General features: G+C 62.4%; 14 protein-coding genes. 2 read left to right on the top strand and 12 right to left on the bottom strand.

From position 1 onward, the window contains the following. Positions 1-216 precede the first annotated feature (216 nt). On the top strand, positions 217-966 hold the full coding sequence (locus ASR47_RS00775; RefSeq protein ID WP_065305869.1) for a hypothetical protein: 750 nt from the start codon (positions 217-219) through the stop codon (positions 964-966). A gap of 17 nt (positions 967-983) precedes the next feature. Here the strand turns inward: ASR47_RS00775 and ASR47_RS00770 are convergent, their stop codons facing one another. From ASR47_RS00770 to ASR47_RS00760, 3 genes are all read right to left on the bottom strand, one after another. Then, positions 984-1,502 carry a hypothetical protein gene (locus tag ASR47_RS00770; protein WP_150127616.1) on the bottom strand — a complete coding sequence of 173 codons (519 nt, stop codon included), beginning with the start codon at positions 1,500-1,502 and terminating at the stop codon, positions 984-986. Positions 1,503-1,631: 129 nt separating this feature from the next. Continuing rightward, positions 1,632-2,006 (bottom strand): hypothetical protein, encoded by a 375-nt coding sequence (locus ASR47_RS00765; RefSeq protein ID WP_065305867.1) that lies wholly within the window; start codon positions 2,004-2,006, stop codon positions 1,632-1,634. A gap of 10 nt (positions 2,007-2,016) precedes the next feature. Continuing rightward, positions 2,017-2,958 (bottom strand): LysR family transcriptional regulator, encoded by a 942-nt coding sequence (locus ASR47_RS00760; RefSeq protein ID WP_065305866.1) that lies wholly within the window; start codon positions 2,956-2,958, stop codon positions 2,017-2,019. A 108-nt stretch (positions 2,959-3,066) separates the two neighbouring features. Between ASR47_RS00760 and ASR47_RS00755 the strand changes: the two genes are divergently transcribed. After that, positions 3,067-3,396, top strand: a complete 330-nt coding sequence (locus ASR47_RS00755; RefSeq protein WP_065305881.1) for a nuclear transport factor 2 family protein — start codon at positions 3,067-3,069, stop codon at positions 3,394-3,396. 188 nt (positions 3,397-3,584) lie between these two features. Here the strand turns inward: ASR47_RS00755 and ASR47_RS00750 are convergent, their stop codons facing one another. From ASR47_RS00750 to ASR47_RS26775, 9 genes are all read right to left on the bottom strand, one after another. Beyond that, positions 3,585-4,679, bottom strand: a complete 1,095-nt coding sequence (locus ASR47_RS00750; RefSeq protein WP_065305865.1) for an Imm71 family immunity protein — start codon at positions 4,677-4,679, stop codon at positions 3,585-3,587. Next, entirely contained in the window at positions 4,676-6,403 is a 1,728-nt protein-coding gene (locus ASR47_RS00745) for a response regulator (RefSeq protein ID WP_065305864.1), read from the bottom strand. Before ASR47_RS00745 ends, ASR47_RS00750 begins: the two co-directional genes overlap by 4 nt. Next, the gene (locus ASR47_RS00740) at positions 6,390-7,904 is read right to left on the bottom strand and encodes an ATPase domain-containing protein (protein WP_065305863.1); all 1,515 of its coding nucleotides are present in this window, start codon (positions 7,902-7,904) and stop codon (positions 6,390-6,392) included. Before ASR47_RS00740 ends, ASR47_RS00745 begins: the two co-directional genes overlap by 14 nt. A 165-nt stretch (positions 7,905-8,069) precedes the next feature. Beyond that, positions 8,070-9,242, bottom strand: coding sequence for a D-alanyl-D-alanine-carboxypeptidase/endopeptidase AmpH (gene ampH, locus ASR47_RS00735; protein WP_065305862.1), 1,173 nt, complete (start codon positions 9,240-9,242; stop codon positions 8,070-8,072). Positions 9,243-9,333: 91 nt separating this feature from the next. Continuing rightward, positions 9,334-10,443, bottom strand: coding sequence for an ABC transporter ATP-binding protein (locus ASR47_RS00730; RefSeq protein ID WP_065305861.1), 1,110 nt, complete (start codon positions 10,441-10,443; stop codon positions 9,334-9,336). Positions 10,444-10,451: 8 nt separating this feature from the next. After that, positions 10,452-11,321: a carbohydrate ABC transporter permease gene (locus tag ASR47_RS00725; RefSeq protein ID WP_065305860.1), complete on the bottom strand. Its 870-nt coding sequence runs from the start codon at positions 11,319-11,321 to the stop codon at positions 10,452-10,454. Next, positions 11,318-12,202 carry a carbohydrate ABC transporter permease gene (locus ASR47_RS00720; RefSeq protein WP_065305859.1) on the bottom strand — a complete coding sequence of 295 codons (885 nt, stop codon included), beginning with the start codon at positions 12,200-12,202 and terminating at the stop codon, positions 11,318-11,320. The genes ASR47_RS00725 and ASR47_RS00720 overlap by 4 nt, the downstream gene beginning before the upstream one ends. Before the next feature lie 111 nt (positions 12,203-12,313). After that, on the bottom strand, positions 12,314-13,567 hold the full coding sequence (locus ASR47_RS00715; RefSeq protein WP_065305858.1) for an ABC transporter substrate-binding protein: 1,254 nt from the start codon (positions 13,565-13,567) through the stop codon (positions 12,314-12,316). 189 nt (positions 13,568-13,756) lie between these two features. Continuing rightward, complete coding sequence (locus ASR47_RS26775; protein WP_245714217.1) at positions 13,757-13,894, bottom strand: carbohydrate porin; 138 nt, start codon at positions 13,892-13,894, stop codon at positions 13,757-13,759. Positions 13,895-13,899 lie beyond the last annotated feature (5 nt).

The raw sequence follows: 13,899 nt of genomic DNA, 5'->3' as shown, positions 1-13,899 counted from the left end.
CAGGGCGTACCAACCTGAAAATGGCGGGCCAGACGCGAGCCCGAGAAAATGCCGATGGCGGCGTAGCAGCCCCATCGGCGTTTTTGCGCATTCCGTTCCCGTGAATTGACACTCTGTCTTGAAAACAACCTTTCCTCCCTGTTTTTTTCTACACTCACGTTTTTCCCGACTGTGCAGAAAGAGACTCATGAATACGATGAAAACGGTGCAAGCGACATGATCACCATGCGCGCCTTACAAACCGCCAGCCTGCTGGTGTCAGTGTGCTGTAATTCGGCACTGGCACAGGCAGACAAGCCGCAGCCCATCGCACCATCCGGGGACGAAGCCACATCGTCAGTCAATATCAAGGGCATCAGGGATCCCGACTGGAAGCCCTACAGCGCCATGCTCAAGGGAATAAACAGGTTCCAGGAAAAGCATGAGCTGGCGCCTGCCGCCGAGCTGCGCTTCATCCTCGATCCGCGCCGCGCGGATATCGACATGAATGCACTCCAGCTCCGGCTCGAAAGCGAGGAAGCGGGCCAGGCGATACCGCTGGGAGAAAAGAATATCTTCACCTTGCCTGTCGAACAAGGTCCGCTCTATGCAAAGGCAGACCTGACGCTCAACCGCAAGGCCGGCTCGGTCAGATGGCTTCCTTATATCCGCAGCGCCACCGCCACCGATACCAGCCGCCGGCTGGGCGACCTGAGGCTGACGTGCGAGGTACATTGGGCGATCGACAAAGACATATTGCCGTTTGCCATGCGCACCACCTTGAGCGCACTGGGCGGCCCCTGCAATTTCGTTTCGCAAAAGGGAACCTACAGCTTTACCGAAGCGCAGCGCATTATCGCCGCCACCATCAGCTTCAATGGAAAAACCGCACCCGTGCCATTCGGCGGCTACTCATTCACGCCGCCCTTGCGCGACAAGGAGTGGAGTGACGACAGCGTGATCGAATTGACGTTTGAACATAATTAATCCGCTGGCAGACACCGTCAGGGCTCTGCCAACACAGGCAAGCTGGCCAGGGCCTTGCAGGCGGCAAGGTTGAATTTCTTCTGGTCGCTGGCCTGGCTGACGGGCAATGTGGCCACCACCACCTGTTCGTCGGACGCGCCGGATATGCCGTACAAGCGCAGTTGCGCGCCTTTGACCTCGTAAGCCAGCGCGCCATCAAACCCACGTGGCAGCGCCTTGCTGCGAAAGCCGGCCAGGATATTCCCCAGTTTCCTGTGCCTGGCTTTATCGTTGGCGGCGCCAAGGGCCAGTTCGCCGGTCAGTTGCGGCGGCAGATCCGAGGTGTACACGTTTTGCAGGCGCAAGGCATAGTCGCCGCAGGCAATCCCGTCAGCCGCGTAGTCGGAAAAAAACTGCTTTACGGCGCTCGCGTACTGCACGGCGTTGGCGCTGCCGATGGCGGCAATGTTCAGGCCATCGGGGGACCCGGCCTGCGCCGCAACGGCGCTGGCGAGCAAGCTGAGCAAGATGATGGTTTTTTTGAGCTTCGGCGTCATGGTGTTTTCGTTTGCAGGCGAAGTGGCAAAATGCCAGTGACTGCTGCCCATTTTTGCTGTGCGATATGGCAACTGCTGCTTGAGCGGTGTGAAATATTACCATATAGATATATCTTTCAAGAACGCGCATCAATCGGAACCGATACGTGCCATGAAATCCGTCTTGATGACAGTACGCATGATGTTGGTATCGGCACCGATATGGACGTCGACACGGCTGAAAGGTGGCCTGATCTCCACTCCCGCGCGGCTGGCCAGTGGCAAGCTCACCTCGACGAAGTAGCCCGCGTGCGGATAATGTGCCGTCCGGAACTGGCGGCTTGTTCCAGGCTCCAGCGTATCCTTGGTGATACTGTCGTCATCGTTAAAGAAGAAGCCAACCGGTCCGCTGGCTGCGGCAGAGTAATGTAATACCACGACTGGCGCGCCATACACGTACATGGCCAGGGCCAGCGCCACGGTCAGCGCCGTCGTCGCGACCATGAGCCATATTTTTTTCAGCATGATGAGCTCTTCATGTAATGTAGCCGGCTTCGCCGTAGCGGGCCGGAGACGGCGGCAGCAGATCACCGGCAGTAGCCATGTCGATAAATACGCGCAACTTGGGCTGGCTTTGCGTCCTGGCCGCGAAATACAGGAACAAACCCGAGGTGGGAGGACTAAACGACTCGAGCACCCGTTCCAGCCGCCCGTCCGCCAGGTCCTGCGCAATCTCGATATCGGGCAGATAGGCCAGCCCCAGCCCGGAGCGGGCAAAGTCGGCGATCAGGCCGGTGTCGTTGACCACCAGTTTGTGCCCGGTTTCCACATGGAAGGAGTCGCCATCGCGCACGAAAGTCCAGGGCGCCAGCGCTTTCGAGCGGTGGAAACGGTAGCGCACGGTTTCGTGGCGCACCAGGTCTTCCGGGATCAAAGGCCGTCCGGAGCGCGCAAAATACGCGGGCGCGCCGACCACCGACCAGGCCAGCTCGCCCGTCAGGCGCACCGCCACCATGCCTTGCGCCACCGACTGGCCCAGCCGTATGCCGGCGTCGAAGCCCTGCTCCAGCAAGTCGACCTCGCCATCGTCGAGGGAAATATCGAGCGCCACATCGGGATAGGCGCGCTGGAAGCGCGGCGCCAGGCCCTTCAGCACCAGCGCCCCCAAGGCGCGCGGCACGGTCAGCCGCAAGGTGCCCGCCGGTCGTTCGCGAAAGCGGGTCAATGCCGTGAACGCATCGTCGATCTGCGCGGTGGCCGCCAGCAGGCTGGCGTACAGGACGCCGCCGGCCTCGGTCAGCGCGACCCGGCGTGTATTGCGCACGAAGACGATCACGCCATGCTGCGCCTCGAGCAGCTTGACGGCCTTGCTGGCCGCCGCCGGCGTGACGCCGAGGCGTATCGCGGCGGCGGTAAAACTCCTGGCCTCGGCAACGGCGAGGAAGATGCGAATGCTGTCTAGCGAGACTGGCTTCATGGTGGTGATTATTAACCTGAAGTTGATAGCTTACCTGTCAAACCAGCGTAGCGCGACAAAATCATGGCATCTATGATCAGCACTCGATCAATGCAACAGGAGAACAGCATGGCGATCAACTTGCCTGCCGCAGTGGCAGTCTATTTTCAAGCGGAAAACGCGCATGATGCCGCTGCGGTGGCGCGGTGTTTCAGTATTGATGGCGAGGTGCGCGACGAGCACCACGTGCATCGTGGCCACGCCGCGATCAGCGCATGGAAACGCGCCTCCAGCGAAAAATACGCGGCGACGGTGGCGCTCCTGGCCTGCAGCGAAACAGCGCAAGCTTGCGTGGTCAAGGGCGAAGTGAGCGGCAATTTTCCCGGCAGCCCGGTGCTGCTGGACTTTGCTTTCCAACTCGATGCCGACAAGATCAGCCTACTGGAGATCACGCCGTAAAGCAGGCACCAGAGTTCACCGCCAAACGCGTGCTGGTGCGCCGTGGCACCAGGGGCGCGGGCATGGCATTGCCATCGTCGGCGGATGCCCGCGCGGCATCCGCATCAATACGATCGCGCCCGGCTTTATCGACACCACGGCGGCCGCCGATGTGATCGATGGCGTAACCATTCCCACCGTCCGAGAGCTCAATCGGGCCGCATCAACACCCAGCGCGCGGTTCGCGCCCCCAGCAGAAAGCCCATGCGCTGGCCTTTTTTGCGCACTTCCCTGTAGCTGCCATGCGTCTCGCACAGCCATGTGCCGCTGGCCGGCGCGGCCGCGCCGCTCCAGGCCCAGATCACGCCATCGTCCGGCTCGGCCCCAGAGGTCTTGGGGCGCGAACGCTCCGGCTCCAGGAAGCGGTACTGTGCCTCTTCCGCCGGGATGGTGCCGTCCGTGTAGCGGTCCTCGCGCCATAACAAGCGCCAGGCCAGGTGCAGTTTTTCGCCCTTGTCGTCGCTGTCGCTGGTGTCCTGCAGGGTAATCGCATGCGCGTGCGCGCCGTGGTCGAAGTATTTCATCGGCGCCACCACCCTGAACGGCGCCTGCGGCCGCCAGGCGCCGGTGAAACGGTCGATAAAGCGCGTGGCCGGCGCGGCGACCGGCTCCCAGATACCGGCAAACGGCACGAAGCCGCCGGCGCGCACCAGGGTATCGACGGCGGGCTCGGGCACCGCTTCGAGGTGGTCGGGAAAATGCATCAGCGGCAGATCGCGGTTCAGCCAGCGGTTGTAATACCACAGGCCACCGGGAAAATAATCGCGCTGGTAAAGATGCATCGAGCATTCCGCCCATGCATCGTAGGCCGAGTGCATGGCGTCGCAATACTCCTGCCATAGCGGCGTATGCGCCTCGTTCACGCCGTTCTCGCCCTCGTCCACCCGCCGCTGCACGCTCAGCTGAATGGTGAGGCGGTTGCGGGCGGCGATCAACTCAGGAAAAGGCGGATCGCCGAAGTGCCTGAAGCTGTTTTTTTCCAGCTTTGTCATGGCTTTCCTGAATTCATCGAGTCCACCCTGCAAAAACGCCAGTTCCGACGCCGGCAGCGACGTCGTCAGCGCCCAGCCTTGCCGGGTCGCCTCCTGCAAGCTGGCCTTGGTCACGTCGACCCAGGCTTTATACAGGGCGTAGTTGCGGCGCCAGGCGGTGAGCGAGCTCACTTTCTTGAGCGTATAGAACAGCTGCTGCCGTTCAAGGGCGGACGGCAGCATCAGGTCGCCGGGAGCGACGATTTCGCTCATGAAACCATCCCCGCCTGGCGCCCCAGCGCCTGCTTTACCGTCGCCGCCAGGTCCGCCAGCTGAAAGGGCTTGCGCAGTACGGTATTGCTGCCGATCACGCGGTCGATCGCTTCCATGTCGGCATAGCCGGTGGCGATAATCATCGGCAATCCCGGAAACTCGCGGTTGGCGATCGCCACCAGTTCGGCGCCCGTCATGCCGGGCATGAGGTAGTCGGTGATCATCAGGCTGGGCTTGTCGCGGCGCAGTTCGTGCAGGCCGGCCTGGCCGTCCTGCGCCTGGCTGACCTGGTAGCCCAGCGCTTCGAGCGATTCGACCATCGACAGGCGCACCGAGCTGTCGTCTTCGACCACCAGGATGCGCGCGCTTTCGCCCGTGCTTGCCTGCGGCGGTACGCCATCAGGGCGCTCGTCGTGCGCCGGCTTTTCTTCGCTGGCCAGGCGCAGCCAGATTTCGATCGTGGTGCCGACGCCGGCTTCGCTGACCACGCGCGCCGTGCCACCGGACTGCTGGGCCATGCCGTACACCTGGCTCAGGCCCAGCCCGGTGCCCTTGCCGATCGCCTTGGTGGTAAAGAACGGTTCGAACACCTTGGCGGCAATCGCCGGGTCCATGCCCTGGCCATCGTCGGTAACGCTGATCAGGCAATACGCCCCGGCTGGCAGCAGGCCGTCGGGCGCGTCGGCAAGGCGGGCGCGCACCAGCAGCTTGCCGCCGGCCGGCATGGCGTCGCGCGCATTGATGGCCAGGTTCAGCAAGGCCATTTCCATCTGGTTGACGTCGGCCATCACGAAGCGCAGGCGCGCATCGATATCGAAGGCCAGGCTGATCGATGAACCGAGCGAGGTGGCCATCAGTTCGCGCACGCCGTCGAACAGGGTGCGGATATCGGTGGCGCGCAGGTTCAGGCGCTGGTTGCGCGAAAACGCCAGCAGCTGGCTGGTCAGCTTGCCGCCGCGCTCGCAGGCGCGGCGCGCCACTTCGGCCTTGCGTTTCGCGTTCTCGTCCTTGGACAGATAGAGGATCAGGTCCATGCTGCCCTGGATCACATTGAGCAGGTTGTTGAAGTCGTGCGCGATGCCGCCCGTCAGGCGCCCGACCGCCTCCATCTTTTGCAGCTGCACCATGGCCAGCTGCACCCGTTCGCGCTCGATGACTTCATTCATCAAACGGTCGTTGGCCTGCGCCAGCGCGCGCGTGCGTTCCTCGATGCGCGATTCGAGCGTCTCGTTCAGCTGCAGCAGCTGGGCCCGGCTCTCGCGCAGGCTTTCGGCCGCGCGCATGCGTTCGGCCAGGATCTTGCGTGCTTCGTACTGGCGCTTGCGCCCGCGCAAGGCCGACGCGGCGGCGCTGCGCAAGGTTTCGGCATTGAGCGGGCGTTCCAGCAGGATGATGTTGCCCAGCTGGTCGAAGGTGCTGCGCGCCGCTTGCGGCGTCATGCCATTGTGCTTGGAAATCAGGATCACGAAGGGGAAGTCGGACCACGGTTCCTGCGTGCGCAGCCAGCCCAGCAACTGGTTCACGCTGGAATCCTGCAAAGCCTCTTCGGCGATCACGCAGGCGCCCGCGCCCAGCTGCAGCTCGGTGACCATGGCGTCGAAACCTGCCACCGCGCCGCCGCCAAAGCCGTTGCGGGCCAGCACCTGATGGATCACTTCGGCGTCGCGGCCATGCGGCGCCAGGATCAGGATACGCTCATCCGAAGCGCCGTTATCGGGGATCATCGGGCCCCGCCAGCATCATGGGGGTGGCGCCGCGGTATGTTGGCAAGCCCGTCAGTATTCCCTCGAAGCCTTCCAGCGCGCCACCGATGGCGATGCCGCCGGAACCCAGTTTCAGTTCGTGGATGGTCAGCGCATGGTTGCTGGTGCGGCTCTTGATCACGGTAATGGCGCGGCGCAGCTTGCCGTTCGACTCGAAAAAACGCAGCAGCACGGTCGTATCGCTCAGGTAGCTCAGGTCCACGTCCGAGCGCACTTCGCCGATCAGGCCATGCTGGCCCAGCACCAGCACGGTGGTCACGCCCTGCTGGTTCAGATAGGACAGCAGTTCGTGCATCTGCAGGGTCAGGAAATGTTCGCCCGGCATCGCCTGCAGATAGGCGTTCAGGCTGTCGATGACGATGAATTGCACGCCGGCGTGTTCGACGGCGTCGCGCAGCATATGGGCAAATTCGCCGGGCGCCAGTTCGGCCGGGTCGACATGGTGGATCGCCAGCTGGCCACTGTCCGCATATGGCCGCAAGTCCATCTGCAACGCAGCCGAGCGGGCAAAGAAGGTCGCCAGTCCTTCGTCGAACAGGTAGAAAGAGGCTTTTTCTCCGCGTTCGAGCGCCGACAGCAGGCAGCGCACCGACATCGTGGTCTTGCCAATGCCAGATGGGCCGACGATCAGGGTATTGGTGCCCGACGCCAGGCCACCGCCAAGCAGTTCATCGAAAGCCATTGAACCGGTCGAGCTGACATGGGCAATGGAATCACGGTTATGCTCGGCAGCGATCAGGCGCGGAAAGATTTTCAGGCCGCCCGTTTCCAGGATGTAGTCATGGTAGCCACCGCGAAACTTGGTGCCGCGCATCTTGATGACATTGACGCGGCGCCGCTCCTTGCCGAATTCCTGGGCGATCTGTTCCAGGCTGATCACGCCATGGGCGATGCTGTGCAGCTGCTGGTCGGGCGTATTGGACTTGTCGTCGAGCAGCAGCACGGTGCAGTCGCGCAGCGAAAAGAACTGTTTCAGCGCCAGGATCTGGCGCCGGTAGCGCAGCGGGTTTTGCGCCAGCAGGCGCATTTCCGACAGGCTGTCGAATACCACGCGCAACGGTTTCAAGGTATTGACGCGCTCCATCACGCTTTTGGTGGTCTCGCCGAGCTCCACTTCCGACGGGTGGAACACCGATTGCTGGGCGTCCGGGTCGAGCGAATTGTCGTTCGCCAGTTCATACACGGCAATGCCCTCCATGTCCCAGCCATGGCTTTGCGCCACGGCGTCGAGCTCGTCGGCCGTTTCCGACAGGGTGATATACAGGCCGGTCTGGCCCCGCGCCGCGCCTTCGAGCAGGAATTGCAGGCCCAGCGTAGTCTTGCCGGTGCCGGGCGAACCTTCGACCAGATAGACGCGCTGGGCCGTCAGGCCGCCGCACAGGATATCGTCCAGGCCCGCAATGCCGGTCGAGATGCGGGTGGTCGGCTTGCGCTGGGTGCGCGCGGAGGTGTTGTCATTCATGGTAGGCCAGCTTCAGTTAAGAACAGCGATGCATCGATAAGCATAAGCGTCGAGTGGCACTGCGTGGTTCGGGGAGTGTGCTGAACGCTATGTCTGTCCTTGATTTTAAATTCCCGCTGTGAATTCTTATGTTCGGCAACATACATATACGGGAAACTTACCGTCTCAAGAGGTAGCAGGAGGTAGTGGACATGGCAGCTGGTCAAAGCCGCTGCCGACCTGCGCCAGCACCTCGTCGCCCAGCTGGCGCAGCAGCACATTGCCCGCGCGCGTCATGCGCGCCAGCATCTTCAGGTCGACCTTGCTGACGACAACGAACACGGCGCTGCGCTGGCGCGGCAACAGCGCCGTGTAGCTCATGAAGCCGGCGCCACTACCGGTCTTGTGCCAGATCGGCGCACTGTGCTGCCGACCGTCTGCCAGGCGTACCCAGCCAATGCCCAGCGCATCGGCCGGACCCGGAATATCGAAGCCCTTCATGGCCGGCATGGCGGCGCGCGTGACCCAGGGTTTCAGCACCATGCAGGTGGACGCCGCGGCCGGCACCACGCTGACCAGCTTGCGCAGCCACACACCCATGTCCAGCGGCGTGGAGAACAGGCCGCTGCTGGCGGCGGTGGCGATGGTCGCGCCACAGGGGCCGCTGTTGTCCAGGTCGGCACCGCTCATCAGGCGCGCGCATTGCGCCGGCGTTGGCGTGGCCGTGGTATCGGACATCTGCAGCGGCGTTGTCACCAGCCGCGCCAGCAAACTGGTGTAGGGCGCGCCGCCGGCCGAGGCCAGCGCGTCGCCCAGCAGGTCGTAGCCGATATTCGAGTAGTCGGCTTCGGTGCCAGGCGCGGCCTCGGTCTTGCCGCCTTTCAGTTCGCCCCAGCGCACGTCCGGGCCTGGCCAGGCAAACGGCGCCGCATATTTCGGCGGCCCGACGGACACGCCGCGCGGCAGGCCGCTCACATGCGTGGCCAGGTCGCGCACGGTGATCTCGCGCGCGCCGGCGTGGCGCGGCACCACGCGGCCCGCCCCGGCATGGCGCTGCAAGGTATCGTCCAGGCCCAGCTTGCCTTCTTCCACCAGCCGCGCCAGCACCTCGGCGGTGAATACCTGCGCGCCCGAACCGATGCGCACCAGCGACTGATCGCCCGGCAACTGGCCGCTGCCGGGCCGCGTCTCGCCGCGCCCGTAGACTTCAATCAGCCCGCCCTGCACCGTCACCACCACCATGCCCAGCGCGCCGCTGTCGGCAAACATCGCGGACACCGCAGCTTCATGCGTTTGCCTGGCGGCCAGTGCGGGCAGGCACAGCAGCGACAGGCTGAGGGCAAGGGCAAGTTTTTTCATGTTGAAATTATCAGATGGAAAAGTTGCCAGTGTAAACGATAAAGGCCCGGCAACCTTGCGGCAGCCGGGCCTGGCGTGCGGCGCGTATCAGTTACGCGATGCGTTCGCCATTGGCCGGATCAAACAGGGCTGCTTTCGACAGGTTGAACGACAGCCGCATGGTCTGGCCGGGGCGCACGGCCTCGATCGGATGGGTGCGGCAAGTGACGGGCGCGCCGTTCAGGCGGGTGGTCAGCAAGGTGTCCGGGCCGGTCGGCTCGACCAGGTCGACCAGACAGCCGAGTTCCTGGCCGACGTCGCCGTGCGCGCTGCTGATGTCGGTGATCTGTTCCGGGCGGATGCCCAGGATCACGTCGCGGCCGACATGGCTGCGCAGCTTGTCGGCATCGAAGGGCAATTCCAGGCGCATGTTGTTGCCGCCGTTTTCGATCACGGCCGAGACGGCGCCGTTCTCGATCACCGGCTTGATGGTGATGAAGTTCATCGATGGCGAGCCGATAAAGCCGGCCACGAACAGATTGGCCGGATTGTCGTAGATTTCCTGCGGCGTACCCAGCTGCTGCACCACGCCATCCTTCATCACGGCGATCAGGTCGCCCATCGTCATCGCCTCGATCTGGTCGTGCGTGACGTAGACGATGGTGGCCTTCAGGCGCTGGTGCAGGCGCTTGATCTCGGCGCGCATTTCCACGCGCAGCTTGGCGTCCAGGTTCGACAGCGGTTCGTCGAACAGGAACAGCGACGGCTTGCGCGAAATGGCGCGGCCCATGGCCACGCGCTGGCGCTGGCCGCCCGACAACTGCGCCGGACGGCGGTCGAGCAGGTGCGAGATCTGCAGCGTCTCGGCGACGCGGTTGACGATCTCTTCCTGTTCGGCCTTGGCCACCTTCTTCACGTTCAGGCCGAAGGCGATATTCTCGCGCACCGTCATCGACGGATACAGGGCGTAGGACTGGAACACCATGGCGATGTCGCGGTCTTTCGGCGGCAGGTCGTTGACGACCTTGTTGTCGATCATGATCTCGCCCGAGGTGACGCTTTCCAGGCCGGCGATCATGTTGAGCAGGGTGGACTTGCCGGAGCCGGAGCCGCCCACCAGGATCAGGAACTGGCCGTCCTGGATCTCGATGTCGATGCCCTTGAGGACCTCGGCGCCGTTGGTATAGACCTTGCGGATATTACGAATCGATAAGCTAGACATGTTTTTCCTTAACCTTTGACTGCGCCTGCGGTCAGCCCGCGCACAAAATAACGGCCTGCGACCAGGTAGACCAGCAGTGTCGGCAGCGCTGCGATCACCGCGGCGGCCATATTGACGTTGTATTCCTTCACGCCGGTCGATGTGTTGACCAGGTTGTTCAGGCCCACCGTGATCGGCTGCGAATCCCCGCTGGCGAACACGATGCCGAACAGGAAGTCGTTCCAGATCTGCGTGAACTGCCAGATGATGCAGACCACGAAGATCGGGCCGGAAATCGGCAGCACGATCTTGCGGAAGATCAGGAAGAAGCCGGCGCCGTCGATGCGGGCCGCCTTGATCAGCTCTTCCGGCACGCTGGTGTAGTAGTTGCGGAAGAACAGGGTCGTAAACGCCGTGCCGTAGACCACGTGCACAAACACCAGGCCGGTGGTGGTATTGGCCAGGCCGAAGTCGCCCAGCAGGCGCGCCATCGGCAGGATCACCACCTGGAACGGAATGAAGCAGCCCACCAGCAGGCCGGCGAACAGCAGTTCCGAACCACGGAAGCGCCAGTGCGCGAACACATAGCCGTTGAAGGCGCCGATGAAGGTCGAGATCAATACGGCCGGCACCACCATTTCAAGCGAGTTCCAGAAGAACGGCTGCAGGCCGTTGCAGGTCACGCCGGTACAGGCCGAAGACCAGGCCTTGCCCCACGATTCGAACTGCCATACCTGTGGCAGGGCCAGCAGGTTGCCGCTGCGGATCTCGTCGAGCGACTTGAACGACGTCGACAGGGTCACGTACAGCGGAATGATGTAATACAGGGCGAACAGGACCAGCAACAGGTACAGGACTACCCGCCCGAGTGTCAATTGATGCTTGCGTGTGTGTGTCATCTCATCGCCTTTGCGCTGCGCGTTTCCAGGTACATCAGCGGCACCAGCACGGCCACGATGGTGGCCAGCATCATCATTGCCGACGCCGAGCCCAGGCCCAACTGGCCGCGGGTGAAGGAAAACTGGTACATGAAGATGGCCGGCACGTCGGACGAATTGCCCGGTCCGCCGGAGGTCAATGCGATCACCAGGTCGAAACTCTTGATCGCGATATGCGACAGGATCAGGATCACGCTGAAGAACACCGGCCGCATGGCGGGAATCACGATGCGCCAGTAGATCGTCGGCAAGGACGCGCCGTCGACTTGCGCCGCCTTGATGATCTCGTCATCGATGCCGCGCAGGCCGGCCAGGAACAGCGCCATCACGAAGCCAGACGACTGCCATACGCCGGCGATCACCACCGTGTAGATCGACATGTCGGAGTTGACCAGCCAGTCAAACGTAAACGAGGTCCAGCCCCAGTCGTGCATGACCTTTTCCAGGCCCAGGCTGGGGTTGAGCATCCATTTCCAGGCGGTGCCGGTGACGATGAACGACAGCGCCATCGGGTACAGATAGATAGCGCGAAGAAAGCCTTCGCCACGGATTTTCTGGTCGAGCAAGATGGCCAGGAACAGGCCGATGGTGATCGACAGGCCGATGAACAGCACGCCGAAAATGCCCAGGTTCTTGAGCGAGGTCCACCAGCGTTCGTTATCGAACAAATTGTAGTATTGCGACAGGCCGGAGAACTCGAAGTTCGGCATCATGCGCGATTCGGTCAGGGACAGATAACCGGTCAGGAAAATAAAACCATAGACGAATACCAGGCTGGCGATGAGCGTCGGGCCCAAGACCAGCTGCGGTATCCATCGATCAAATTGCTTGCGTATGGACATAGGACAGCCGTAGAAGTAGAACTGCGTATGGCGCCCGTCCGGGCCGATGCCGGAGGGGGCCTGCGATACCTGCGATGCAGCAGCGCCGGCGGGGAGCCGGCGCTGTGGGGATTACTTCACTTTGGCGGCTTTGGCCAGTTCGGCAACAGCGTCTTTCGAGCTCATGTTGGTGTTCATGAACTTGGCGATCACGTCGGTCACGGCGCCTTGCGTGGCCGATGGCAGCGCCATGCCGTGCGCGAACGATGGCACCAGGCCGCCGTTCTTGTTGCTGGCATCCATGTCATCCATCGATTTCAGGGCGCAAGCGTCAAACTTGTCCTTCGATACGCCGGAACGCACCGGGATGGAACCCTTGTTCAGGTTGAAGATCGACTGGAACTTCGGATTCATGATGGCGTTGGCCAGGGCGATCTGGCCTTTCTTCGCATTCGCATCCTTTTGCGTGAACATGGCAAACGAATCGATGTTGAAGGTGTAGGCCTTTTCCGTGCCTGGCGCTGCCACGCACAGGTAGTCCTTGCCCGGCACTTTGCCGGCGGCGGTGAATTCACCCTTGGCCCAGTCACCCATGAACTGGAAGCCGGCCTTGTTGTTGATGACCATGGCGGTAGCCAGGTTCCAGTCGCGGCCAGCCGCATCCTTGTCGATGTAGGTCTTGACCTTGCCCAAAGTATCAAACACCTTGAGCATGGTCGGACCGGTCAGTTCTTTCTGGTCCAGCTTGAGGATGGCTTTCTTGTAGAAGTCGGCGCCGCCGACGCCCAGGGCGACGGTTTCGAAGACGGTGGCGTCCTGCCAGGGCTGGCCGCCGTGGGCAATCGCGATGCCGCCCGATTTCTTGATCTTGTCGGCCGCTTCGAAGAACGCCGGCCAGGTGGTTGGCGTGCCGACGACGCCGGCTTTTTTCAGCACTTCAGGGTTGACCCACATCCAGTTGACGCGGTGTACATTGACCGGTGCGGCAACATAGTGGCCCTTGTATTTCATGATGTCGGCCACGACTTTCGGCAGCACCGCATCCCATTTGCCGGCAACGGCGGCTTCATCGATATTGGCCAGCACGCCTTCCGCGCCCCATTCCTGGATCGACGGGCCCTTGATCTGGGCGGCGGTCGGTGGATTGCCGGAGATGACGCGGGTTTTCAGCGCGGTGGTGGCGTTTTCGCCGGCGCCGCCTGCCACTGCGAAGTCTTTCCAGCCGAAGCCGGCTTCCTTGACCATCTGCTGCAACTGGCCGACGGACTTGGCTTCGCCGCCCGAGGTCCAGTAGTGCAGCACTTCCACGTCAGCGGCGAAGGCATTGCCTGCGAATGCCAGTGCGGTGACGGCAGCGATTTGGGTAATCTTGAATTTCAGTTTCATCTCCACAATTCCTTTTTTGATCAAGCTTTTAGGGGGTGTCGGCGCAAGGCCGGGAAAGGTCAAATTGCGCCTGTATCGGCGCTCTGTGTTGCCGAGGCCCGCTTGCAAGCGGGTATCTCGTTTGCTTCAAACCTGCATGCGGGTTTTAATCAGATGGGGCCACACCCGGCGGGAATGGCCCCATGGTGTTTAAAACCAGGCTTCGACCTGGAAGCCGTACGAGGTGCCGCTGGTATTGTTGTTGTAGATCGGGCCGCTGTTGTTGGCTGCGTTGACCGACGCGGTGGCCGCATCGTTCCATTTGCCATAGCTGACAAAGGCGCGCAGTTCAG

Source organism: Janthinobacterium psychrotolerans, from assembly GCF_001677885.1.
Taxonomy (GTDB): domain Bacteria; phylum Pseudomonadota; class Gammaproteobacteria; order Burkholderiales; family Burkholderiaceae_D; genus Janthinobacterium; species Janthinobacterium psychrotolerans.
The sequence above is the reverse complement of the archived record's forward strand: the minus strand, read 5'-3'. Positions and strand labels throughout refer to the sequence as shown.